Raw genomic sequence first — 25,117 nt, 5'->3', positions numbered from 1 at the left:
AGGTCGGAAAACGAAAGTAGGAGGAAAACTACTTCGTTTTCCTCCTACTCGATTTTTTATAGGATATATTAGTAGAAATAATGCACATCTTTCATAAAAATTGCACACTGAATTCTAGTGTGCGCATTTTTGTGAAAAACTACATTAATATAGTTTAAATCTTAGGCTTATATTCTTTTTCTTAGCCGAAAATTAGTAATTTCGCAGAGCAAAACTTAAAAAGAAAAGAGTAAATGACAGCAGAAGAATATTATCAGCAAGGTAACGCCTGGCGCAAGCAGGGTGACTTTAAGCGTGCCCTCGACTGCTATATGGAGGCCATTGCCCTCGATCCGGAGAGCCCTGCCGTAGCAGCCAAGGAGATGCTGGATGATATCATGAGCTTTTATTGCAAAGACTACTACAATCCATAACAACCGACATGTGGACAGCAGGAGCTTTGTTTACTCCAATGGTAAAGATAATTAGTAAGAAATTAGAATATGAGTAAGATTAAAGGGGCTATTGTAGTCGACACCGGGCGTTGCAAGGGATGCTCGCTCTGTGTGGAGGCTTGTCCTCAGCATGTCATTGCATTGGCAGAGAAAAAAGTCAATGTGCATGGTTACCGTTATGTAGAGGCAGCTGTACCTGATGCGTGTGTTGGTTGCACTTCGTGCGCCATCGTGTGTCCGGACGGCTGTATCACTGTTTATCGTAAGAAGGAGGACTAAATAATGGCAAATCAGGAAGTTACATTAATGAAAGGCAATGAGGCGATAGCCCATGCCTGTATCAGATGTGGTGCGGATGGTTTCTTCGGCTATCCTATCACACCTCAAAGTGAGATTATAGAGACGCTGGCTCTGCTCAAGCCATGGGAAACATCAGGTATGGTGGTTCTGCAGGCTGAGAGTGAGGTGGCGGCTATCAACATGGTTTATGGTGGCGCCGGTGCCGGTAAGCGTGTCATTACCACTTCTTCAAGTCCGGGTGTGGCTTTGATGCAAGAGGGTATCTCTTACATGGCTGGTGCTGAGATTCCGGGCGTTATCGTCAACGTACAACGTGGCGGTCCAGGTCTGGGTACTATCCAGCCATCCCAGAGTGATTATTTCCAGGCTACCCGCGGTGGTGGTAATGGCGACTATAATGTGATTGTGCTGGCTCCTGCTTCTGTTCAGGAGATGGCAGATTTCGTTGATCTCGCCTTTACGCTTGCCTTTAAGTATCGCAATCCTGCGATGATTCTGAGCGATGGTGTCATAGGTCAGATGATGGAGAAGGTGGTTCTGCCTCCTGTCAAGCCTCGTCGTACCGAGGAGGAGATTGCGAAGGAATGTCCTTGGGCTACCATCGGCCGTCCGAAGAATCGTCCTGTCAACATCATGACCTCTCTGGAACTCAAGCCTGAGGTGATGGAGGAGCGCAATATTGCTCTTCAGGAGAAATACAGAAAGATTCGTGAAACCGAGGTCCGTTATGAAACCGAGCAGATGGATGATGCCGACTATGTAATCGTAGCCTTCGGAAGTGCGGCACGTATTGCCGAGAAGAGCATCGAGAGTGCGCGTGAGCAGGGCATCAAGGTAGGATTGTTCCGTCCTATCACCCTCTGGCCTTTCCCTGAAAAGGAGATTCATGAACTCGCCAAGACCAAGAAGGGCATTCTGGTTGTAGAAATCAATGCCGGTCAGATGGTTCAGGATGTGCGACTGGCTGTGAATGGTCAGACTCCTGTGGAGCACTTTGGTCGTCTGGGCGGTATCGTTCCAGAGCCGGAGGAAATCGTTGAAGCATTAAAACAGTTAATAGTTAACAATTAATAGTTTATTGTTAATAGGAGGCTACGCCCTATAAACTGTAAACTATTAACTATAAATTAAATAAAATGAATGATATCATTTCACCAGAGAATCTGGTATATAAGAAGCCTACGCTGATGAACGATACCCCGATGCACTATTGCCCGGGGTGTTCGCATGGCGTAGTTCATAAGCTCGTTGCCGAGGTTATAGAGGAGATGGGCATGGAGGATAAGACGGTAGGCGTATGTCCGGTGGGCTGCGCTGTCTTTGCTTATCGCTATTTGGATATTGACTGGCAGGAGGCTGCTCATGGTCGTGCACCTGCTGTAGCTACGGGTATCAAGCGCTTGTGGCCTGATCGTCTCGTCTTCACTTATCAGGGCGATGGCGATTTGGCTTGCATCGGTACCTGCGAAACTATCCACGCCCTGAACCGTGGTGAGCATATCGCCATCATCTTCATCAATAATGCCATCTATGGTATGACCGGCGGACAGATGGCGCCAACCACCCTGTTGGGTCAGAAGACTGCTACCTGTCCTTATGGTAGAGATGCTGATCTTCATGGTTATCCACTAAATATTACCGAGTTGGCAAGCCATCTGCAGGGTACCTGTTATGTAACCCGCCAAAGTGTGGAGACCGTGGCAAGCATCAAGAAGGCGAAGAAGGCTATCCGCAAGGCATTCGAGGCAAGCATGCAAGGCAAGGGGTCCAGCCTGGTAGAGATTGTTTCTACCTGCAACAGCGGCTGGAAACTTTCACCTGTTGAGGCTAACAAGTGGATGGAAGAGAACATGTTTAAGCAGTATCCTAAGGGCGACCTGAAGGATACAACAAACATGTAATGTTGAATGTTGAATGTTGAATGTTGAATTTGACATTTGCAAAAGATTAGAACAATGAAGACAGAAATCATTATATCCGGTTTTGGCGGTCAGGGTGTTCTCTCTATGGGAAAGATTCTGGCTTATTCAGGACTGATGGAGGATAAGGAGGTAACCTGGATGCCTGCTTACGGACCAGAGCAGCGTGGCGGTACAGCCAATGTAACGGTCATTGTGAGCGACAGTCGCATCTCTTCGCCTATCCTGAGCCATTATGATGTAGCCATCGTGCTTAACCAGCCGTCGCTCGACAAGTTTGAGCCGAAGATTAAGCCAGGCGGCATCCTGATTTATGATGGCTATGGTGTGATGAATCCTCCACAGCGCAAGGACATCACCATTTATCGCATTGATGCGATGGACAAGGCTGCCGAGATGAAAAACTCCAAGGTGTTCAATATGATTGTTTTGGGCGGTCTGCTGAAGGTTTGTCCTGTTGTGAGCACCGATGGTTTGAACAAGGCGCTTTACAAGTCATTGCCAGAGCGCCATCATGGTTTGATTCCGCTGAACATGCAGGCAGTGGAAGAGGGAATGAAGATTATCGAAAAGGTAGATTAAATTCAATCATCAGTATAGATAAGGGAGCGGGCTGCGTTGCGATGCAGTTCGCTCCCTTGTTTTATTAGGCTGGGTTGAAAAGGAAAAAATGATGCATCTTGCAGATTATATATTTAATTTGCATCATGTAGTTTGCTACATTCAAAATCTGTTGTTGAATGTTTTTCGTATCTTAAACTAAAGAAAGTTGTTCTTTTCCTTGGCATTTCCAATTCTTTTCGCTAATTTTGTGGCGTTAATTTAAAAGAAAGGATTTTGATATGGTAGCAACTGTTTTTAATCAAGCACAGCTTGAACTTTTAGATATGATGCAATGGGTGAAAAGCCCGGAAGCATTGGCTGAATTGAAGCAGGTTATCTCTGATTTCTTTGCAAAGAAGGCACAGGAGGAATTGGATGCAATGTGGGAGCGTGGGGAAATGACAGCAGAAAAGCTGAAGAGCTTTGAGACATTGCACGAAAGAACTCCTTATCGTCGATAGTTATGAATATTGTTTTGGATACCAATTGCCTTGTTCTTGCAATTTCAAGGCAAAGCGAATACCATCAAGTATGGCAAGATTTTCTTGCTGGTAAATTGATTATCAAGGATCATACGATGGCTGCCCTTGGTTTGGGCGGTAAACCGTATAAGAAAATAAAGGTGACGCATCTTTGATGCGCCACCTTTTTAAATGATATGCCTAGTTGCCCCTGATTTACAACAAACTTTAACGCTGTTGCCGCTGATTTGCGACAAAAAAGTAGTATCTTTGCCCCTGATTTGAAACAAATGCGTATGTTTAGACGAAATATCATCAGTAAATTGGAGGCTTGGAAGCAAGACAAAAAGCATAAGCCTCTTATCCTGAGAGGAGCTCGACAGGTTGGCAAGACAACTGTGGTCAATGAGTTTGGCTCTCAGTTTGATAATTATCTATATTTCAATCTGGAAAGAAATGAGAATGCCAAGTTGTTTGAAATGGAGATTCCTTTAGACGACCTGGTGAATATGCTGTATGCCAGTGTCGGTAAGGTTAAGAAAGAAGGAACTACACTTCTTTTTATCGACGAGATACAGAATTCTCCTAAAACCATAGCACTACTCAGGTATTTCTATGAACAGAGACCAGATTTGTATGTTATTGCTGCTGGCAGTCTGTTGGAGAATCTGGTGGATGTTAAAGTCAGTTTCCCTGTGGGAAGAGTACAGTATCTGGCTTTGCGACCTTGTTCGTTTTCGGAGTTCCTGGGGGCTATCGGCAAGAATAATCTGCTTGCCGTACTCTCGCAGAAGGCTGAGTATACGGTTGCCTTCCATGAACAGTTGATGCATCTTTTCAATCAATATACCATTGTGGGAGGGATGCCTGAAGCAGTGCAGCAGTATGCTGAAACCCAAGATGTCATTGGTATCGAAGATGTTTATGAAACTCTGGTGCAAGCCTATAAGGATGATTCTGAGAAATACGTCAGAGGCAATAAGTTGACTGACGTGGTGAGATTCATCCTCTCCTATGGTTGGGCTTTTTCGGGTGAGACCATTACGTTAGGCAACTTTGCCAATTCTGGCTATAAGTCAAGAGAGGTGGGCGAGGCTTTTAGATTGCTGGAGAAGGCTATGCTCTTGGAGTTGATTTACCCTGTATCTTCTACCCAGTTGCCGATTATCCCTGAGACCAAGCGAATGCCAAAACTCATCTGGTTTGATACGGGATTGGTGAACTATCAGGCGGGAATCAGAAAGGAAATCATTGGCTCTACCGATATGGTGGACAGTTGGCGTGGGCATATTGCAGAACAAATTACGGCTCAGGAGTTATTGGCTTTGGAAGATAGGGTGGGACAGCATCGCTCGTTTTGGGCAAAGCCGAATAACGGTGCAGAGGTTGATTTCATTTTTTCTCATAACTCCAAGCTTTATCCGATAGAGGTAAAGAGCGGAACGAATGCCCATCTCCGTTCACTTCAGGTGTTTATGGATAGTTCTGATGTAAACATAGCCATCCGTATCTGGTCAAAGCCTTATTCTATAGATAAGGTCAAGACCATTCATGGCAAGGAGTTTACGTTGATCAATCTTCCGTTTTATCTGATAGGTAATTTGCGGAGCGTATTGGATGCTGTTGTCGAAGAATAAAGGGTAGATACAAAAACAAAAGAATTCAGCAAATAAGCATCTTGGCTATTTGCTGAATTCTCAATTCATATTCTATTTTTTCCTTTTATTCTTTACTTGAAGTTGAGCTTGCCTTCGGCAATCTTCTTAGCTTCTTCTAGCTTGTTGGTGGTTATGAAGTCAACGCCGGAATCTACGCATTTCTGAATCTCCTTCATCTGGTCGATGGTCCATACATTCACCTTCATGCCCAGGTCGTGACTCTCTTTAATCCAGTTCGGATTTTTGAGGAGGGCACCACCATAGTAGTCGATGCCGGCAAAGCCTTTCTGCTTGATGACTTTGGGAGCCACGTCGCTGCCCAGATTGTAAACCCGGGCTTGTGGGTTCAGCTTCACGAGTTCCTCGCAGGCATGCATGCTGAAGGAGATGTAATCCACCTGCTTCTCCATGCCGGTTGCCTTTACTAAATCAAGGCAAGCCTTTACGCATCTGTCTTCACGCTCAGGAGTCTGATGTGCCTTGATTTCCAGAATCAGCTGCATGGGAGCAAGCTTCTTGCCTGCCTCCAGATAACTCTTCAGCGTGGCGATAGGCTCACCGTTGGCAAGCTTCAGATTCTTGATGTCGGCATACTTGGCGTTCTCGATGATGATGCCATGAATGTCGTCGTCCTGGTTTACCACCACGGTGTCAGGAAGAACAAGGCTATGCAAAGAATTGCAAAATAAAAATGCCTCATTTCCAATGCTGGTAACGCTGTCAGAAATGATAATATCAAACAGAGAACTGCAACCCCTAAATGCAGACTCAGCAAACATGACAAACCAGCTCATCCTGCTAAGGACGAAGCAGAAAGATGCCGAAGTTATTATGCAAACATTGCTTTCTTCAAAGGCGCCCTAACCGAATACACATTCCAAATTGTTACTGGGAATATTTACAAAAATGGTATGGAAAAATATAGAGCTATTATTGCAGGAAGCAGCAGTTTCTTCAATTGTGATTTGATGAAAGAAAAATGCTGCCTCTACCTTGAGAACAAACTTAAGACGCATCATGTCATCTTACTCTCAGGAACTTCCATTGGTACAACAGAATTGATAAAAAGACTATCCAGCAGAATTAAAAATCCTAGTTGAATCTAACTTTGCTGAATGGGATAGATTCGGCCGAAGTGCTGCTGGTATATCAAACATTAAAATGGTAGAAAGAGCTAATGTGCTTATTGCTTTTTGGGATGGAATGAGTACAAGGACAAAGCAACTTATAGATATGGCCATAGCCAAGCAAATACCAGTTAAAATTATACGATATTGGCATAATTAACAAGATGAAACAACTTCTATGCAGAATTTTCGCACAGATTACAATATAAATCCCCCAAAAAGTGAAAAAACGAGTAAATCAGTATTGATTCTAAACAAATTTCACTATCTTTGCAGAGCCTTACCATGTAAAGTGGATAAGCACAAATTAATTTTGACTTAGATGATGGTGTAGTGGTCAACTATGCCAAATTTGGGGATGTTCTAAAAAAGATAAAATAGCAAAGCTATGGTTAATAGTATTGACAGAAAAGCGGTAACAGAACTTATGAAGGGGTATTATTTTTATATCCCTTCATATCAGCGCGGCTATAGATGGACCAGCATCCAGGTGGTTCAACTACTAAGTGACTTATTATGTTATGCAAGTAGCACTTTTAACAAGCGAATACAAGGTATCAACGAAGGTGAGTACTATTGTCTGCAGCCGGTAGTAGCAAGAAAAATCACAGACAAAGAAGTACTGAAAAAATTCCTACCAAAAGATGCTAAGAAAGATGCAGAAGCATGGGAGATCATAGATGGTCAACAAAGACTTACAACTCTTTATATATTGTACAAGTATTTAATTACGAAGTGCAATATTTCTGCTGAAAGTTTAAAAGAGGATGAAATAGAACTCTATCATCTTACCTATGCCACAAGAAAAGGGTCTTCAGTTTTCTTAGCAAATATTGGAAACAACGATGATGAATGCAATGATAATATTGATTTTTTCCACATGAGTCAAGCCTATGAAACTATTGACAAATGGATAAGAAGCATTGATGAGTATGAACTTACAGGTGCAAAAAGTTTGTGCCAAAGATACAACTTAAGCACAAAAGTGAGCGATATTCTGAACATATTCCGTTCATTATTAAATGCGGAAAAAGATAAATATTCAATGTATGGATCAGTCCAAGTATTATGGTATGAACTTGCAGATGACAAAGATGCCATTAAAGAGTTTAGAGAAATCAATACAGGTAAGATTTATCTAACAGATGCTGAATTAATAAAAGCTCTCTTTCTCAGAACACAGAACTTGGAATCGCAAGAGCATATTCAAATGCAGCGTGCCTTAGAATGGGAAAATATTGAAAATACGCTCCAAAATGATGCTTTCTGGTGTTTTTTAAACGCCAAAGGAATTGATATGCCTAACCGCATTGACTTCATCTTTAATCTAAGATATAAGATGGAAACTCTTTCTGTCTTAAATCAAGACGATGACAATCTTGATGGAAAAGTTGATACACTGTTAAGAGACTGTGAAACAAAACTCGCAACGAATAACTTTGTGTTCAACTATTTCTACGACAAGTTTGATGGAAAATCTAATGTTGAATTGATTCAAGCATTAACCACGGAATGGGATGAAATACTTAATATCTTCCATACAATAGAAGATTGGTATGAGGATGTCATCACCTATAACCTTATAGGTATGCTCAGTCAGTACCAAGGCAACTTGCTTCCGAAGTGTTATTATCATTTCAATCACATGGATGAAAATGAGTCCAGGGGTGAATTTAAAGATTGGCTTAAACAAAAAATTTGTGATCAGACACAAAATATCACTGTGGAACAGGGACATATTGACCTCAGCTTTGGTGATAGCCGAATATTTAATTTGCTCTTGCTCTTAAATGTCCATCATTTAAATAAGCAAGCAGAAGGACTTGAGAGCCAAAGCGAGTTAAGTTCTATCTATAAATTTCCATTTGATGTTCTTACTAAACAAGGTTGGGATATAGAACATATAGATTCATTCACAACTAATGGATTGAAAGAAATATCAAACAAAAAGGAATGGATTAGCATAGCTCTTGAAGACTTAAGTATGAATGAAGAGGAAAGATCTTTCATAAATGAGCTTTACGAAGAAGGAGAACTTGACAAGGCCATCGAGAAAATACGAGAAATCGCAAAAGAGTGGACTGATGCACCAGAGGAGGTTAAGAATAATATTGGGAACCTCACTCTATTAGACTCAGGAACCAACCGTTCATATGGTAATAGCTTATTTGTAGTGAAACGTCGTAAAATCATTGAAAGAATGAAAGCTGGCATTTATGTTCCAGTTACAACTACTTATGTCTTCATGAAACTCTTCGACGAAAACGGAACAAACCGCTCTCGATGGGGAGAAGAGGACATGAATAAATATCAAGCCTACATTTGCGATGAACTCAAAGATTATCTAAACATTAAAAAGTAAAGACAATGAGTGAGACATATACATTCAGAAGTATCTTCAGCAAACCTATTTCATACGCAAAAGACGAGGATCCTATAGTAATTTCGAAAGTTATCATACCAAGAATACAGAGACCCTATGCGCAAGGAAGACTTGGTGAAGCAGAAACAAAGATAAGAAATTCCTTCTTGAAGGATATTTTTAAATACTTGACATCTGAAAATGATGCCATCATGGACTTTCATTTTATCTATGGTTCTATCAAGAATATTGAAGATATTACAAATCAAAAAGAGTATATCTTGGAGCTATTAGATGGTCAGCAGCGTTTTACAACTCTGTTCCTTCTTCATTGGTTTCTTCTTAACAAAGAGAAAAGACAAAATACGGAAGTAGCAGAAAGCATTGTCCATGCACTTAAAAGTTTCACCTATGAGACTAGAGCTACAACTACTGCTTTTTGCCAATCTTTAGCTCAATATTCATGCAGCTTAGAAGATGAAAAGCCAAGCGTTTGCATACGTAGAGCAAGATGGTACTATCATAATTTTGACAAAGATTCTACCATTGCAGGTATGCTTGTCATGCTGGATGCTATGAACGAGGAATACAATAAGACTGAAAATAATAATCTCTTGGAAAAGACCGAGAGATTGCAATTCTATGTACTCCCCCTAATGCAGTACAATCTTTCAGAAGAACTATATATGAAGATGAATGCTCGTGGTCTGCCTCTATCTGTCTTTGATAATTTTAAAGCAGAATTTACAGGTGCTTTAAGAAAATGTAAAACATTGACAGAAGAAAAGGTTGACTTAGAGGGTGGCATTCAAAATGAATTAATCTCACATGAAGAAAGTATTTCTCTGAAACTGGATGCCAAATGGATAGACTTGTTTTGGAATAAAAACAAATCTAATTCTGATGAAAGCTATATGAGATTTTTCAGTAGATTCTTTGCCTATCGATATATGATTGATAGTGATGTTGCAGCTAAAGAAATGACAAGCAAAGAACTTCCCATTTACTCATTTTATACACTTTCAGAAAGCAAAAAAAATGAAAATGTATATTTAGGATTTGATGAATATGAGAAAGTCTTGACCAACCATCCAGAATATTTTACGGCTTTAGAAAAAGTCTTAGATACACTTTGTTCGCATAAAGAAGAAATTGCCAAATCACTCACCCCGGCCTGGGGAAAAGAGAAAGAGGAAAACTTCTTTCTGGATTCTACAGCAACGTTTTCACAAACGCTCTTGGTTGTATTTGGAGCCATTTGTGAATTTATACTATGCTATGAGGATTGGGAAGCAGATATTTACCAAAAATGGATGAGAATCGTATGGAACATCATAGAGAATACCAATATTGACAGTTTGATACCAGCAACCAACACGCTACGTAATTTATCTAATTTTACAAAAGCTGTTGCTTCGAATCAGCACAAAGCAAGTACATTCTATGATCTCAAATCCAGGGCAAAATGTAATAACAGTTTCTTTGAGGCAGTAGCTGCTTCCAAGGAGATTGGCTCTTGGCCACGTCCATTCCAGGAAGAAATAGAAAAGGCCAAGAGAATTGCAGAGAATCCAGATTGGCTAACTGTGTTTCAAAGTGTAGAAGTCAATCCATTCATAAAAGGCACTACCTGTTTCTTCTATGAAGAAGGAATGCCAATAGAAGTATTCTGCAAGAACTGTGAGTGTATTCAAGAAATGTTTGATAAGGAAGGCATCAGTCCATATTATCGAAAGAATCATGTACTACTTCGTGCTATCAACTCCAATTTGTACGAATGGGATGGTCAACTAGAGAACCGCTATGTAACAGAAGATAGTGAACCTAAAAAGTTCTTAAAGACATTCCTCATTAATGAGCCTATCATAAGAAAGATGCTTATAGCAGCATTTAAGAATGCCAACAACAAGGAGGAGATTACATTCTTTTTAGAAGAGTACATCAAGAGCAACATTGTGTCACTGAATGGTTTAGAGAACTGGGATCTTCAACTTGCCATTGCTCATAACATCTTATGCCAAGACATCAGACTATACGACTGGATGACTTCTCAAAAAGCACCCGTTTGCATAAGTTGGTTTAAAGGACACATTGCTGTAGCTATACCACGTGTATGGTATGATAGATATTTAATCGATTCTGAAAGAGATGCCATAGCCCAAAAACTAAAAGATGATTTTAGCATGGAATATTGGGAAGATGAAACTAAACATACCTATCTGTCTGATTTCGAAGAAACTGGACACTATAAAGGTGAAGATTTGTTTATGTTTGCATCACTATCAGACAAGGAAGATTATTCTATGAATTGCTGGTTCAAGAATTACCACGAAATTCGAATATTCATACAATGTCCAAGTCAAAAGAAATGTAAGGAACTTGAGAAATTATTACTTGAAGGTACCATATATGATGATGAGCGAAATTGCTTATACTTCGATACCGATATGGATGGTAACCTGATGGCTAGCTTTCATTACTTTTCAATAAGTGACTATAGTCCAATAAAGAAGCGTTTAGAGGAGATTTGGGATAAAGTAGAATCGGCGGTTAAAAAATTAACAAACAATAAGTAGCAATGAATTCGCGAAATAGAAGAATACAAGAAAAAACATAAATAAGCATCAGCCAAGAAGCCAGGAGCTTCTTGGCTTTTTTCGTCTAAAATATTAAATCTTTAAGGTTGCAATTTGCGACCTTAAACATAGGAAATCATGGTTTGTGATATCCAATGTATTAAATCGAGTAGGAGGAAAACAAAGTAGTTTTTCTCCTACTCGATTATATACCTTATATATATACCTTATTATATATATACATCTAATCTGCTTTATTCCGCCAGTCGGATGCTCATCGGGCTTACGGTGATGAGGCGCTTTTTGTATAGATCGCCCACGGCACGCTTGTAAACCTTCTTGCTCACATGGAAACGCTCGTAGATGTCGTCGGCCTCGCTCTTGTCGCCAAGGTTACACTCGCCGTCGTTGTCCAGAAGATACTGGTAGAGGGTCTCGGCGAAGTCGGCAGTCTGCTGGATGCCGGTCTTCTGCAGGGTGACATCTATCTTTCCGTCAGGACGAACTCTTCCGATGTAGCCCTTCATCTTGTCACCCGTATGGATGTACTGGAAAATCTGGTCCTGGTAGAGGAGACCCGGATACTGGTTGTCGATGATAACCTTGAAGCCGAGGTCGGTCTTCTGCCAGATGAGGAGATCCACCTCGTCACCATGCTTGTAGTGAGGATGGTCTTCGTTGAGATAACGCTCAATCTTGGCAGAGGCAACGATGCGGTAGCTCTCCTCATCGATGTGGATATGCACGATGTAGGAGTTGCCGAGCACCATACGTTTCTTCTGCTCGCGGAATGGGCAGAAGATGTCCTTCATCAGCCCCCAGCCCAAAAAGGCTCCGTATTCGTTGACCCATTTCACTTCGAGATAGGCGAAGTCGCCCACCTTAGCCAATGGGGTTTCGGTGGTTGCTATGAGGCGCTCTTCCTGGTCGAGATAGATGAAGACATCCAGCTCGTCGCCGATGCCTGCGTCTTCAGGTACGTAGCGGGATGGAAGGAGGATTTCTCCCTCGTCACCACCATCGAGATACAGACCGAAATCAACATTCTTTACGATGCGAAGGCGATTGTAATCGCCGAGTTTTATCTTTTTTGCCATATCATATTATTTTCGAGAATATAAAATGCTTTTGCCCTTACAGGGCGACAGTTTTTTGCGTCCGTAATTACCCAGGGTGTTGCCCTGGGCTAGGAGCTTCTGCCCTTTACCTTTCCCTTCGGCCGGTGACCGTTGGTTCAGGGCGTTTAGATGCGATCTATGGATGAGTCTGGTTCTTCTGCAGAAACTTCTTTGTTATCAGCAGTTTCTTCCTGGCTATCAGCAGCTCCTGCTTCCACCGTTTTCTCAATCATTCCATCCTTGAGATGGATGGTGCGGTCGGTGATGGAAGCAAGGCCCTCATCATGAGTTACGATGACGAAAGTCTGACCGAACTTGTCTCTGAGGTCGAAGAAGAGCTGGTGAAGCTCAGCCTTGTTCTTGGTGTCGAGACTTCCTGATGGCTCATCGGCAAGGATGACGGCAGGATTATTGACCAAAGCTCTCGCCACGGCTACACGCTGTTTCTCACCACCGGATAACTCGGCAGGCTTGTGACTGGCTCTATCGCTCAAGCCCATGAACGCCAGTAACTCCTCGGCACGCTCCTTGGCTTCTTTTCGGCTCTTGCCTGCAATGAAGGCAGGAATCATGATATTCTCCAGGGCGGTGAACTCAGGGAGAAGTTGGTGGAACTGGAAGACGAAACCGAGATGCTGGTTGCGGAAATCGCTCAGTTTCTTGGTGCTGAGGCTGCTTACATCGATGCCATCAACCATGATGCTGCCACTATCAGGCTTGTCGAGGGTACCGATAATCTGGAGGAGTGTAGTCTTGCCGGCACCACTAGGACCGACGATACTTACTACCTCGCCCTTGTCTATATGCAGGTCGATGCCCTTAAGCACCTGCAGGGAGCCGAAGCTCTTGGTTATACCTTTTATATCTATCATTTTCTTACTCAAAATTATTTTGCAGGCAAAATTAAGCAAAATATTTGGAAATGCCTAATTTTAAGAGATAAAAAGAAATAAGGAGGGATATAAAAAAACAAAACGCGCCTTATTCTTGCAAATAAAGCTCGTTTCAGTACTCTATTCTGTATTACTTTCTATAAAATGTATGTGCTATTTCAACCCATCGGCATCACCGGTGGTCTTCAATCCGTTGCTCTTTTCTCTAGGGGTGATGTTCATCTTCTTTGCCACGGTATTCTCGATGAGGCTGGCATCGAATGCCATCTTCTTATCGGTACAGTTGATGTTCTCGAAGGTGAAATCTGCCAGACGGTATTTCTCGCTCTTGCCCACATCGAAGAAATTGTCGCAATCCATGTGGATATTCTTCATCGTGATGTTGCTTCATGATGATATGAAATCCATTCTATCAAATTGCATCAGCCAGTACTTGGTATCCTTGCGCCACATATCTCTTTCTGTTGCTAATAGGTATTTGCTTGTTTGCATATTGTTTCTTGTTTTATTTCATCTGCAAAATGACGCTGAATAATTCTAACTTCCAAATTTTTATGTTTTTTTTCAGCAATCCTGCATTTCGTTGTTACTTCTGATTGACGTTGCAAAGATACAACATTTCCGTTTCCTACCTATGCGATTTGTGCGATTTGCGTGGATTCGGGAAATAAAGTACAGAAAATACCATGAAATCATTCTGAAAATATCTCCGAAGGATAAAAAGATAACTCCGATAGATAAGAAATTATCTCCGATAGATAGCAAAATATCTCCGAAGGATAAGAAAATATCTCCGATAAAGAAGATATGGAAACCGTGTTGGGGTGACGAGGTGAAGGGTATATTTTAAATCTTTATATTATATTCTTTTTTAGGGCTTTTTCGATTTTTGACCCTAGGGTCTTTTTTTGAATTACCCACTTTTTTCTTTACCCACGCGTACATATATAAATAGAGTTTTCAAACCTTCACCCTTCACCTTTTTATTTAACATTCTGTAAATCAATTTATTACAGGTGAAGGGTGTGAAGGCTGTTTTTCCGCTTTTCTTAAACATATTTTAAGAAATGAAGCTGCCTTTACATTTTTTTAAAGTTGCATTTCTTCTTAAACCATTGCAGGAATGATTCGTAAGCACTGATCTCTTCCTGATGCTGAGGCTCAGCGAAGGTAAGCTGGTCGCCGTAGGAATCACCATGCTGGTCGGGGAAGATAATCATCAGGTTGGTACCTGAGAAGTATTTCGTTATTTCCTCCGGCAAACGCTCCAGTGCTGTCTTGTAAGATACGGTTCCCTTACGGGCGGTTACTACCACGAACAGGTGGTCTGGAGATATCTGCGAAGCCAGCTGCGGCAACTCGTTCCAGTGAATCATCTGGGTATAATCGGCACGCACTTCCGGATGCCGGTTCTTGATATATTCATTGATGAGCGCCAGACTCTCTTCTCTGCCATGAAACTGGATGCGGCAGTCTAGGTTGCCGGCAAGTCGGGCAAGGCGTTCCAGCCAGCGGTAGAAACCCGGCTCAAACTCTGCTCTCGAAGGTACGGCTACCTGTATTCTTCTCAATGTATTCAACGGCTGTCTGATGCGTGCCATGATGATCTGTCGGCTCAATCCGTTGAAAAGACTCTGGTGAAATTCTCCCCAGAACTTCGGCGAAACCTCAGGATGCATGTGCATTCCGATGATAATCTCAGAACATTGGAACTCGTTGAAAGCATGCTTGATGCCGTTGGCGATGTTGGCTGCAATACGAACCTGGGTCTGCGTCATCACATCGGTGGCAGCAGCCAGCTGACTGCAATGTTCCAGAAGCCGTCTTCCCTGTTCCTGGTTGTATCGCATGTCCTTGTCTTCATATACCACATTCAGGCAGATGAGTCCCCTGTTCAGTTTCTGGTTTCTCACCAGAAACGCCAGACTCATCAGGTTGTCGGCATATTCAGGATATTTCACCGGAACCAGAATCTTCTCATCGCTCACCTTCTTGTCGTCTTCCGCATCAGGCAGTTCCTTGTCTCTCAGGATAATCTTATGCGAAGACCGGTCGGTAAGGATGGATGAGATGATGCAGGTAATCAGAATCATCATAACCACACCATTGAGCATATCATCGTTTACGAGGTAAGTGCCCGGTGCTACGAGCAGATGCATACCTACCATCACCATGGCGATACTTCCGGCAGCATGAGCCGAAGTGAGTCCGAACATCATGTGACCCGAAGAAAGTGGCAATCGGAAACCCAGACAGGCGATATAGGCTGCGATGGCTTTGCCCAGGGTTCCGAAGAAGGCGATGCAGAACACGACCCATAGAATATGACTGCCCTGAAACAGCAGATTGATATTGATCAGCATGCCCACACCTATCAGGAAATAAGGAATGAAGAGGGCATTGCCGATAAACTCGAGGCGGTTCATCAGTGGCGAAACATGCGGAATATATCTGTTTAATATCAGACCGGCGAAGAAAGCACCGAAAACGCCCTCGATGCCCACTATCTGCGAAAGTGCCGCACTCATAAAGAGCATTGAAAGTACGAAGATAAACTGCATCACCGCATCGCTGTATCTTCGCAAGAACCATCTTGTAAGTCGGGGAATCAGCATGATCATCACGCCACAATAGGCGGCAAACTTGAGGGTGAAGAATACCCAGAACAGTACGCCGTCATGCTTGCTGAACGATGCTACCAGTCCGGCAAGCATAATCAGGGCTATGAGCAGCGAAATCATGCTCGACCCCACACTCAGCGTAACGCTCGGTTTCTGTTGCAGTCCATATCTCGAAACGATAGGATAGGCAATCAGCGTATTGGATGCCATGATGCAACTCAGCAGGAAGGATGCCTTGGCAGAGTAGTGGAGCAGCCAGATACTCATGCCGTATGTGAGGAAGAACGGTATAAAACAGGTGAGCAGACCATAGATAAGCAGTCGCGACTTGTTCTTTTTCATGCCTTCCATATCCATCTCCAGGGCGGCGAGGAACATGATGTAATAAAGTCCCACCTTTCCGAAGAGCTCAAACGAAGAGTCGCGCTCCAGGATATTCAGTCCGTATTTGCCTATGAGCACACCTGCCAGCACCATACCGATGATGTGCGGGATACGGAGTTTACCCATGATGATAGGGGCAAAGAGGATGATGAGGAGCACTACGAAGAATATCAACGTAGGGTCAGTGATAGGGAAGTATTGAGCGATATGGAACATAGGCTTTCTTCTTTTTTGTTATACTTAAAGAGGGATTTCTGCATCAGCATTCATCCCTCCCTTTCTGTTTTTGACTGCAAAAGTACGAATAAATCTTGAAAGCACAAAGTTTTTCTGCCCTTATCCTACAATCATGGTGATATTTTTGCATGCTCACTATTGTTTCTATCTTTTCAAATCCCTATCCACCATGGCACAGACACAGGAATCAGACCATACGTTTTCTGCCGTTTCAATCATGTCGATGATGGTATAGATTGGCAGGATGATGCCCATGATGCCGATAGGAGCATTGATACCGGACATTAGAGATAGGGTAAGAAAATAACATCCCATCGGTACTCCTGCATTACCCACTGCTGAGATAACTGAAATGAAGAGCCAGAGAATCATCGTAGTCCAAGGTAAAGGCATTCCTCCATTCTGCATCAGGAATAAGGAGGTTACGAGGATAAACGCAGCGCAACCATTCATGTTGATGGTAGTACAGATAGGCAATACGAAGCGGGAAACCTGATTGGAAACTCCCAGTCTGTCTTCTGCTGTCTGCATCGTCACCGGCAACGTAGCAGCAGAACTCTTTGTAAACAGAGCCATTAATACTGCCGGCATCATCTTACCCAAAGTGCGCACAGGATTCAAGCCTCTTGCCAAGAGGAAGAGCGGAAGGATGATGAAGAATTGAATGACATTACCTCCCAGGATAACAGCTACGTACTTTCCTAGAGAAGCCATCACGATACCCGCAGAGAACTGGGCTGAGAGTTGTGCTGCAAAGGCAACGATACCCAGAGGCAGAGCCCAGATTAATCCATGAATCAGCATGAAAAGCAGATCCTGTAATCCAAACAATCCCTTCATCACGACTTCTTTCTTATCGCTTGATGGCATCTTGGCTAAAGCAATACCTGCTGCTGCCGCCAAAATCAGGATAGAGAGTACATTTCCTTCGGCAAACGGCTTGATGATATTGTTGGGTATTACTCCAAGAATATGGTCATAATAGCTGGTTTCTCCCAGCTTTTGGGGAACATCCGCCATACCGCTCTGTACCAAGGCTGTAGGTAAATTGCCTGGAGAAACGATGTTGTAGAGCACCAGTCCCACTGCTGCAGCTGCTATCGTCGTGAGCAGGGTGTAGGTGATGGCGTGGCGGAATATCTTACCGGTATCTGCCTGGTTGCCCAAGGATGCCAGGGTTGTGATAACTGCCAAGGCTATGGTTGGTACTGCTAGAAGCTGGAATAAGCGGGTATAGACCGTGGCTATGAAGTTCATCAGACCATCCAGCCAGCTGATGCCGAATATCCCCAAGACTGCGCCTACTATCAAAGCGCCAATCCATAGTATCAGCTGCCGGGTTTGCTTATTCTTCACTCCTTTTTGCTTACTGCAGCCAGCATTGCTATCCGGCTGTCTATTTCCAATATTATTCATTGTTTCTACCATGATTTTAAACTATTATTTTCAAAAGGCAAAGGTATTATTTTTTTTCCTTGTCAACAATCCCACAAATATGGTATTTTGCAATCTCGTTATTTTTTTCGGAATATTCTTTTGCTTGTATCATTATTTTTTGTAACTTTGCCGAAAGAAATTAAAAAGGCAGCAATATGAAATATCCTATAGGAATACAAGACTTCGAACAAATCATAGAAGGTGATTATGTTTATCTTGATAAGACGGCATTGGTCTATGACTTAGTGACTAATGGTAAAATATACTTTCTGTGTCGTCCTAGACGATTCGGAAAGTCGTTGCTCGTATCTACCTTGAAATACTATTTTGAGGGAAAAAAGGAGTTGTTCAAGGGGCTTGCCATCGACAAGCTGGAGAAGGAATGGAAGCAATATCCTGTGTTCCATTTAGACTTCAATGGCATTAATTTTACTGATGCAGGAATGTTGGATAAAACCCTGTTAGGTTTTGTTGAACGACAGGAAAAAATATATGGGAGGGATGAGTTTGCTGAAGGATTGGGAAGCCGATTTGTATCTGTCCTCAAAGCTGCCCATGAGAAAACTGGTCTTCGTGCTGTTGTCTTGATTGATGAATACGACAAGCCTTTGCTAGATGTCTTGGACCAAGATTTGAATATTACAATCAATGGTCAGAAGAGAAAGTTGGAGGAATGGAATAGAGAAGTTTTGAAAGGTTTTTATTCAGTTTTCAAGGCAGCCGATGCCGATTTGCAGTTCGTCTTGTTGACTGGCGTTACCAAGTTCTCTCAGGTGAGTGTGTTCAGTGGTTTTAACCAACCTGATGACATCAGTATGGATGAGCATTACGAGGCACTTTGCGGTATTACGGAAGAAGAGCTGTATTCCACATTCGAGGAACAGATTAAAGTGATGGCTGTGAGATATAAGACTACAGAGGAGGGGATGAAATACAAGTTGAAACGTAAGTTCGACGGTTATCATTTTAGCTCAGACATGCTCGATATCTATAATCCGTTTAGTATCTTGAATTCTTTGAGCAAGAAGAGACTAAGTGACTTTTGGTTTCGTACTGGTACACCAACTTATTTGGTTCGCTTGCTTTCCCATTTTAAGGAGAATTTGAATGAATTGACAGGCAAGTATTATCCAACAAGTAGTTTCGTGGATTATCGAGCAGATGTAGAAGCGCCATTGCCTATGATTTATCAGAGTGGCTATCTTACGATAAAGGATTGGAACATGAATATGGATTCCTATCTTTTGGATTTTCCGAATGATGAGGTGAAAAATGGATTCCTTACTTTGGTGGCTACTAGCTATTTGCAGCCAAAAGAATCGACAGATGCTTTTGTTTTACAAGTGGTGAGTGCTATGGACGTGGGCGATTGCCATCAGTTGGAGAATCTGATGACATCCTTCTTTGCCAGCATTCCTTATAGCCAGCGTCGTAAGGACGATGAACGCGAGAAGGAACATTACTTCCAATACACCTTTTATCTCGTATTGAGAATGATCAGCTGCTTCACGGTCTTCATCGAAAAGCAGCAAAGCGAAGGTAGGGTAGATTGTGTGGTAGAGACTCCGAACTATATCTACATCTTCGAGTTCAAGCGTGATGGTTCGGCAGAGGAAGCTCTGAAGCAGATAGAGGATATGGGCTATGCCAGGGAATATGCAGCAGATGGCAGAAAGATTTATCAGATAGGCTGCAACTTCTCATCGAAGACGGGAACCATTGATGGGTGGAAAATGAAGTAAGTAATCAGTAAGAATATCCCGAAGATGTAGTGATGCGGCGTTATAAAGAATAAGTTTTCTTTACATTAGCTTGCCTGAGATTCTCGTATTTTCAGATGCTTATTGTTTCTTTGAGAATATCGCAAATATGAAGAATAATAGAAACTTATTGATAATCAGGTATTTGTGATTTATTGACAAGATGATGCCGTTGAGGAAAATCTATAGTTGTACGACTATAACCCCTATAGTTGTACAACCATAACTCTACAGTTGTACAACCATAGCATGTATAGTCGTACAACTGTAACTTTATAGTCGTACAACTATAGGTCTTATTCTTAATATAGAGCAGAAAACAAGGATTTCCAGCCTCTCAATCCTCTTGTTTTTATCGCTAGATTCAAAACTTGTAGCTATATGAATTTTGGTTATAAATATTGACGGTAGGTTGGGTTGGTGTTAATACTCGTATGTTTACCATTCGAATTCGTTTTTGAAATCGGCCATCATTTCTAGAAAGTCAACAGCGTTGCCTGTTCTTGCATATTCTTCTTCACGAGCTAAGACATGATTCACCAACTCATCATTATTGCATGGTGTCATAAAAGGATATTCTTCGGATTCGTTATGAGCCTCTGTTGCATATTCGTGACGATAGGCTACTGTTGGTTCTTGAACGGTACAGCTATCCTCGAAAAAGCGTTGGGCTTTATCGTTTAGTCGTTCTTTTGAGTTTGACATTATTTTAGTCATATAATAATCCTCCTTAATTTTGGTTACTCTAATATGTTGCAAAATTACGATTAATATTTGAAAGTACCAAAGTTTTTCTCTTTTTTCTTATGAATAATCCTAAAGAACTTGAGTTTCATATTGAAGGCCTTGTGGAAAATGGGGAAGATGTTCCCGAATAGCTGAAGAATGGTGATTATGAGTTTGAGTATAATATTATAAGATAAGATCAGTTGTGTATCTGATTTAGCAAAGAGGGTGTGTCATAAGTAAATGATTCACCCTTTTTTGTTTGTTGGAATGTTGCTGATATGTTGTTGGAAAACATAGTATAAGTTGTTAGAAAAGATAGTATATGTTTTTGAGTTAGTTAGTATTTCCGGTCGCACAACAGCTGTTGTGCGCTTGCATATCAGCTGATATGCGCTTGCACAACAGGTGATGTGCATGTGTAGGTCAACTGTTATGCACCAACTGTAATTTAGACTTATGACGCCTCCTCTTTGTCATTTGGTACATACAGAATGGCATTTCATACATTTATCCCCCAACTTTCTATGCTGTTTCGGATAAATTCATTATCTTTGTCCCCCTGAAAACAACTAAAAGATAAAATGTAATGAAGAAAAGATTAAAATATACTTTGGTTTCCTTAGGCAGCCTGGTCGTTTTGGCAGGTATTGGTCTGGGAATCATGTATATGGTGTCAGTTTTTCTGCCCTTATCCTACAATCATGGTGATATTTTTGCAATTTTGCATTTCGAAAAAGACAAACGTATGTTTGAAAGAATCTCTATCAAATGAACTAAGGAATGGTGATTGAAAATCGTGAAGCTCCATATCCCAACCAGTAACCAATTCCTCCTTTTATGTTTGTGGGGAGGTTATGTTGGTAGGTGAATATTGGGTTTCTTGATAGTTCTAACATCTTTGCATATTCGCTCCAATAGTTGTAAGCAAAGCTGTCCACTCTGCATAATTTAACGGAAACCTGCTCGTTTGCCAGAAAGGAAACGTGGCTGTTCTCCTTTTTGTTTCTGGAAAAGCCATATATCGGTAATTTAGGATTTGGCTTGTCGAAAAGTTCATTGTCGCTTTCTCCCAAGAAAGAGCTGTGAAACTCTTCTTGATGTGTCTTATCTAAATTGACAAATACCTTATAGAATCTGTGTTGAGCTAAATCGTCTTCTATCTTGGCATAGAGATTATATTTTCCCTTGCCGAGATCTTGACTGATACCTTTCTCTAAAATCTCGGGTGGATAAGGAATAGATGTTGTTGCTTCTAGTTTTTTCCCGTCCTTGGTCTCAATGGTGAGTTTGTAACTTCTTCCTGCAATGCCTGTAAGTTCGTTGCTGGTATAAATACTTGAAGACTCATAGCTGTTATTTATCTCATGATGCAATACGTATGTTTGGTCATCGCAAGTTATGGCTACGTTGGCATCATCGATGGTATTATTGTATAGGTCCTCCTGTTTGTTCTCGTTGTTGTTTACGGGTACTGTACAATAAAGGCGGACTACAGGGGCATGTCCGTTTTCTATCCAACCTTCTACTACGATTTGAGGCTGGTAGTCTGGGATTGTATCTGATGTGCAGCTAACCATAAAAAGAAGTGTTATAATTAGAACTTCAAATATTTTTTTCATAACTTTGTCTGTTTAAAATTTGCAATAGAAATTGATGGATGGAAGTACTTTGATTGCAAAGCTCAGCGGTTTGTAACTGTAAGTCTTTTCTTTGTCAACTTCATGGAAATGCAACCTGTAGTAGATTGGATTTCTATGGTTGAGGGCGTTGTATAAAGAAAAGTTTACTCCATACTCCGAATGATTCTTTTTGCAGAATGTATAATCTGCTGATAGGTCTAGACGGGAATATGCAGGAAGTCGATTCTGGTTGTATCCGTTGTATTGGGATATAATGTTGCCGTCTATGGCATAAAATGACTTTGAGGCTGTGAATGGTGTGCCTGATGCATATACGAATGTGCTGCTGAGTACTAAGTGCTTACTGGTCTTGTAGGATAAGACCATATTTAACTCATGCGGACGTTCGTTGGATGCCGGGAATGTCTCTTTTCCTGTTGTTCCTTCTATTGTACGGGATGCATGAGTGTAAGTATAGCCTATCCACCCATTTATGCTTCCAAATCGCTTGTTAATCATGATTCCAAAACCATAATTGCAACCTTTGCCTTGTCTTACATAATTTTTTAAGTCATAAGTTGACTTGCTGAAATCTAGCAGGTCGCCGGTATATTCCACTTGATTATACAGCTTTTTGTAAAACAGTTCCAGATTGATGGTATAACCACTTTTGCCGATGGCTTTTTCTCCCAGAATGTTTATACCGTCTGCGTATTCTGGTTTGATAAAATCATCTGAGCTTACCCAAAACTCAAAAGGCAATCCTATCTGTGATATTCCTGTTTGGTGTAGATTTTGCCAGCGTCTATATAGGTTCATCACTACTTTGGAAGAAATTCCCTGAAAGTGGAAGGAAACGTTGGGTGAAAAATGAAAGTCAGCTTTCTGTCCTGATGTCCAGTATATACATTCTCTGCCACCAATGATGGCATAAAGACTTTCATTTCCTATCTTGTAGTCTGCGTATGCAGATAGTTCTGCTGCATTTTCTGTCGTATTGGTGCTCCTGCTGGTATAGTAATTGCTAACGGCAGGTGATTGGGGGTCTATGTCATGATATCTCAGTTCATAGCCAAGTCCCCAATGATGCAGTTGGCTATGGTTGGCAACTCCTATTGTTGTTATCTTGCTTGGCAAAAGAAGCTGTTCATTTCCACGTACAAACTTAGTGTCATTGCTATATGAGGTGATGTATATCTGCTGTCTGGTCTTAGCGTTGGCATTGTACGTCCGTTCGTATTGGGCAGATAACAGGATGTTGTTCCAGCCGAGTTTCAGTTCAGCTGGATAGTAAGGCATATTGAGGTTCACATGGTCGCCTCCTGTATAAAAGTCGATAGAAACCTTGTCTTTTGTGTTAGGTTGCCAAAGATAGGTTAGATTCACGTCGTTAAAGTCATATTTGAATTTGTCTCCGTCGAATGTAAGCCATTTGCTATATAATAAGTTGAGGTATGCCATACGGGCTGACAGGATAAGGGTGCTGTTTGTGGATAATGGCAAATGTAATGTGCCTTGCGATGACATTGGTCCTACTGCTATATTGCCATGTATCTTATGGCTAATTGTATCAATGGAGTTTAAAGAAACCATACCACCGATTCTCTCTGTGAAATCTGCGCTGGTTGGCGATGTGGCAACTGTGAGGGATTGGAAATGAGAAGGATTGAATGTTGAGAACAGTCCAAGAAGGTGTCCGGCGTTGTAAACTGGTATGCCGTTGATACCCACCAGGTTGTGTCCTGTGCTGCATCCCATGATATGTATGCCCGCATCATATTCGTTGTTGGTCGAGATGCTGGGCATGGTCTGCAGGTAATGTATAGGGTCTGTATTGCCTAATATCTTAGGCAGGGTATTGATGAAAGTAATATCGAGTTTGGTAGTCGCATCTTGCCTTTTTAAGAAAGAAGAAATTTTCTTGGCGGTGATGTTGACATCGTTCAATGACTGGCTTTTCTCGTAAGTGCTATCCTTTAGGTTCTGTGCATTCATTATCCCTAAAGTCATAAAGGAAAACAATAGAAGGAGTGTATATCTTCTCATAGAGCGTAAAAGTTCGTAGCATCCTCCTCAAATAAGTTTGGAGAATGCTACGAGTAAAATATAAATTAGAATCTGCAACCTAATGTTGCTGACAATGTATTGAACTTCAAGTCGATGTCGTCATGGAACTTAGAGAAGTCCTGACCGTATGAGATACCGATAAATGCCTTCTTGTAAACAAAGTTTGCACCTACGTGCCAACCTGCCTGAAATCTGTTAGCCTGATGACCGTCACAGTCTTTCTTGTCGAAGATGTTGTCTAATTTATCTTCGTCTTTTTTTGTTTCGCCATAGTATTTGTAGGTCACTTCACGCTTTGCTGTACCAATGATGTTATATTTGAAATCAATACCTGCAAAAGGCTCTATTGCAAAGTCTGAGTTTGGAATAGCAACGTGGTAGAGCAGGCTTACAGGAACTTTGGCTGTAAGCATGTTTCCTGTGTATTTGAGAGTAACTTCTTGGCCTACCTCGTCAGAATAGAATGCGTACTGGAGAGCTGCACCAATCTCCAGATAGAGAGGTGCAGATGGAGTCAAGTTGATGGTGCGGTTGTAACCGATAGAGAAAGCGTTAAGTTTCTCGCTCAAGCCACTATTGTCTATTGCTTTCTGATATTCATCTCCATAATCATCATACCTGTCATTGAATGAAGAAAGACTGTAGCTGGTGCCAATACTGTTGTACTGCACATACAGGCTGTTCCAACCCTTGGAGATTTCGTTACTGCTGTTAGAAAAGTTCTTGCTCTGTGAAAACTGTGCAAACGATGTGGTACTGATCATCATCGCTGCTACTAATGCTAAAAATTTAATTTTCATGATGTTTGTTAT

21 protein-coding genes are annotated in these 25,117 nt (G+C 41.7%); 11 read left to right on the top strand and 10 right to left on the bottom strand.

The window, feature by feature from the left end; genetic code table 11:
• Window positions 1–233: 233 nt before the first annotated feature.
• From F7D47_RS04200 to F7D47_RS04170, 7 genes are all read left to right on the top strand, one after another.
• Window positions 234–413 carry a tetratricopeptide repeat protein gene (locus tag F7D47_RS04200; RefSeq protein WP_006848323.1) on the top strand — a complete coding sequence of 60 codons (180 nt, stop codon included), beginning with the start codon at window positions 234–236 and terminating at the stop codon, window positions 411–413.
• Between the two features lie 69 nt (window positions 414–482).
• Window positions 483–713: a 4Fe-4S binding protein gene (locus F7D47_RS04195; RefSeq protein WP_006848322.1), complete on the top strand. Its 231-nt coding sequence runs from the start codon at window positions 483–485 to the stop codon at window positions 711–713.
• Window positions 714–716: 3 nt separating this feature from the next.
• Window positions 717–1,805, top strand: a complete 1,089-nt coding sequence (locus F7D47_RS04190) for a 3-methyl-2-oxobutanoate dehydrogenase subunit VorB (protein ID WP_153086669.1) — start codon at window positions 717–719, stop codon at window positions 1,803–1,805.
• Window positions 1,806–1,870: 65 nt separating this feature from the next.
• Complete coding sequence (locus F7D47_RS04185) at window positions 1,871–2,635, top strand: thiamine pyrophosphate-dependent enzyme (RefSeq protein WP_022120394.1); 765 nt, start codon at window positions 1,871–1,873, stop codon at window positions 2,633–2,635.
• 54 nt (window positions 2,636–2,689) lie between these two features.
• Window positions 2,690–3,235 carry a 2-oxoacid:acceptor oxidoreductase family protein gene (locus F7D47_RS04180; RefSeq protein ID WP_006848319.1) on the top strand — a complete coding sequence of 182 codons (546 nt, stop codon included), beginning with the start codon at window positions 2,690–2,692 and terminating at the stop codon, window positions 3,233–3,235.
• A 260-nt stretch (window positions 3,236–3,495) separates the two neighbouring features.
• Window positions 3,496–3,717, top strand: a complete 222-nt coding sequence (locus F7D47_RS04175; protein WP_153086668.1) for a dephospho-CoA kinase — start codon at window positions 3,496–3,498, stop codon at window positions 3,715–3,717.
• A gap of 296 nt (window positions 3,718–4,013) precedes the next feature.
• Window positions 4,014–5,354 carry an ATP-binding protein gene (locus F7D47_RS04170; protein ID WP_153086667.1) on the top strand — a complete coding sequence of 447 codons (1,341 nt, stop codon included), beginning with the start codon at window positions 4,014–4,016 and terminating at the stop codon, window positions 5,352–5,354.
• 92 nt (window positions 5,355–5,446) lie between these two features.
• On the opposite strand, the gene F7D47_RS04165 is transcribed toward F7D47_RS04170, so the two are convergent.
• Window positions 5,447–6,154 carry a glycerophosphodiester phosphodiesterase family protein gene (locus F7D47_RS04165; RefSeq protein WP_228112438.1) on the bottom strand — a complete coding sequence of 236 codons (708 nt, stop codon included), beginning with the start codon at window positions 6,152–6,154 and terminating at the stop codon, window positions 5,447–5,449.
• A gap of 736 nt (window positions 6,155–6,890) precedes the next feature.
• Between F7D47_RS04165 and F7D47_RS04160 the strand changes: the two genes are divergently transcribed.
• Both F7D47_RS04160 and F7D47_RS04155 read left to right on the top strand, forming a co-directional pair.
• Window positions 6,891–8,864: a DUF262 domain-containing protein gene (locus tag F7D47_RS04160; protein WP_153086665.1), complete on the top strand. Its 1,974-nt coding sequence runs from the start codon at window positions 6,891–6,893 to the stop codon at window positions 8,862–8,864.
• Between the two features lie 5 nt (window positions 8,865–8,869).
• Window positions 8,870–11,440, top strand: coding sequence for a GmrSD restriction endonuclease domain-containing protein (locus F7D47_RS04155; protein ID WP_153086664.1), 2,571 nt, complete (start codon window positions 8,870–8,872; stop codon window positions 11,438–11,440).
• Window positions 11,441–11,694: 254 nt separating this feature from the next.
• Here the strand turns inward: F7D47_RS04155 and F7D47_RS04150 are convergent, their stop codons facing one another.
• The 5 genes from F7D47_RS04150 to F7D47_RS04130 form a co-directional block, all read right to left on the bottom strand.
• Window positions 11,695–12,537, bottom strand: a complete 843-nt coding sequence (locus F7D47_RS04150) for a CvfB family protein (protein WP_153086663.1) — start codon at window positions 12,535–12,537, stop codon at window positions 11,695–11,697.
• Window positions 12,538–12,683: 146 nt separating this feature from the next.
• Window positions 12,684–13,430, bottom strand: a complete 747-nt coding sequence (locus F7D47_RS04145; protein WP_153086662.1) for an ABC transporter ATP-binding protein — start codon at window positions 13,428–13,430, stop codon at window positions 12,684–12,686.
• 174 nt (window positions 13,431–13,604) lie between these two features.
• Window positions 13,605–13,826: a hypothetical protein gene (locus F7D47_RS04140; RefSeq protein ID WP_153086661.1), complete on the bottom strand. Its 222-nt coding sequence runs from the start codon at window positions 13,824–13,826 to the stop codon at window positions 13,605–13,607.
• Window positions 13,827–14,530: 704 nt separating this feature from the next.
• Complete coding sequence (locus F7D47_RS04135) at window positions 14,531–16,672, bottom strand: cation:proton antiporter (protein ID WP_153086660.1); 2,142 nt, start codon at window positions 16,670–16,672, stop codon at window positions 14,531–14,533.
• A 165-nt stretch (window positions 16,673–16,837) separates the two neighbouring features.
• The gene (locus F7D47_RS04130) at window positions 16,838–18,049 is read right to left on the bottom strand and encodes a dicarboxylate/amino acid:cation symporter (RefSeq protein WP_228113322.1); all 1,212 of its coding nucleotides are present in this window, start codon (window positions 18,047–18,049) and stop codon (window positions 16,838–16,840) included.
• Between the two features lie 236 nt (window positions 18,050–18,285).
• Here F7D47_RS04130 and F7D47_RS04125 point away from each other — a divergent pair, with 236 nt between their 5' ends.
• Window positions 18,286–19,872: an ATP-binding protein gene (locus F7D47_RS04125; RefSeq protein ID WP_153086658.1), complete on the top strand. Its 1,587-nt coding sequence runs from the start codon at window positions 18,286–18,288 to the stop codon at window positions 19,870–19,872.
• A gap of 456 nt (window positions 19,873–20,328) precedes the next feature.
• Here F7D47_RS04125 and F7D47_RS04120 read toward each other — a convergent pair whose 3' ends face one another.
• Window positions 20,329–20,607: a hypothetical protein gene (locus F7D47_RS04120; protein WP_153086657.1), complete on the bottom strand. Its 279-nt coding sequence runs from the start codon at window positions 20,605–20,607 to the stop codon at window positions 20,329–20,331.
• Window positions 20,608–21,205: 598 nt separating this feature from the next.
• On the opposite strand from F7D47_RS04120, the gene F7D47_RS04115 reads away from it, so the two are divergent.
• Window positions 21,206–21,391 (top strand): hypothetical protein, encoded by a 186-nt coding sequence (locus F7D47_RS04115; protein ID WP_153086656.1) that lies wholly within the window; start codon window positions 21,206–21,208, stop codon window positions 21,389–21,391.
• A gap of 1 nt (window position 21,392) precedes the next feature.
• On the opposite strand, the gene F7D47_RS04110 is transcribed toward F7D47_RS04115, so the two are convergent.
• The 3 genes from F7D47_RS04110 to F7D47_RS04100 all read right to left on the bottom strand — a co-directional run bounded on the left by F7D47_RS04110 (window position 21,393) and on the right by F7D47_RS04100 (window position 25,105).
• Window positions 21,393–22,238, bottom strand: coding sequence for a DUF4249 family protein (locus tag F7D47_RS04110; protein ID WP_153086655.1), 846 nt, complete (start codon window positions 22,236–22,238; stop codon window positions 21,393–21,395).
• 12 nt (window positions 22,239–22,250) lie between these two features.
• Window positions 22,251–24,233 carry a TonB-dependent receptor plug domain-containing protein gene (locus F7D47_RS04105; RefSeq protein ID WP_194252560.1) on the bottom strand — a complete coding sequence of 661 codons (1,983 nt, stop codon included), beginning with the start codon at window positions 24,231–24,233 and terminating at the stop codon, window positions 22,251–22,253.
• A 116-nt stretch (window positions 24,234–24,349) separates the two neighbouring features.
• Window positions 24,350–25,105 carry an outer membrane beta-barrel protein gene (locus tag F7D47_RS04100; RefSeq protein WP_153086653.1) on the bottom strand — a complete coding sequence of 252 codons (756 nt, stop codon included), beginning with the start codon at window positions 25,103–25,105 and terminating at the stop codon, window positions 24,350–24,352.
• Between the last annotated feature and the right edge of the window lie 12 nt (window positions 25,106–25,117).

The organism is Segatella copri, assembly GCF_009494835.1.
In the GTDB taxonomy this organism is placed as follows: Bacteria; Bacteroidota; Bacteroidia; order Bacteroidales; family Bacteroidaceae; genus Prevotella; species Prevotella copri_F.
The sequence above is the reverse complement of the archived record's forward strand: the minus strand, read 5'-3'. Positions and strand labels throughout refer to the sequence as shown.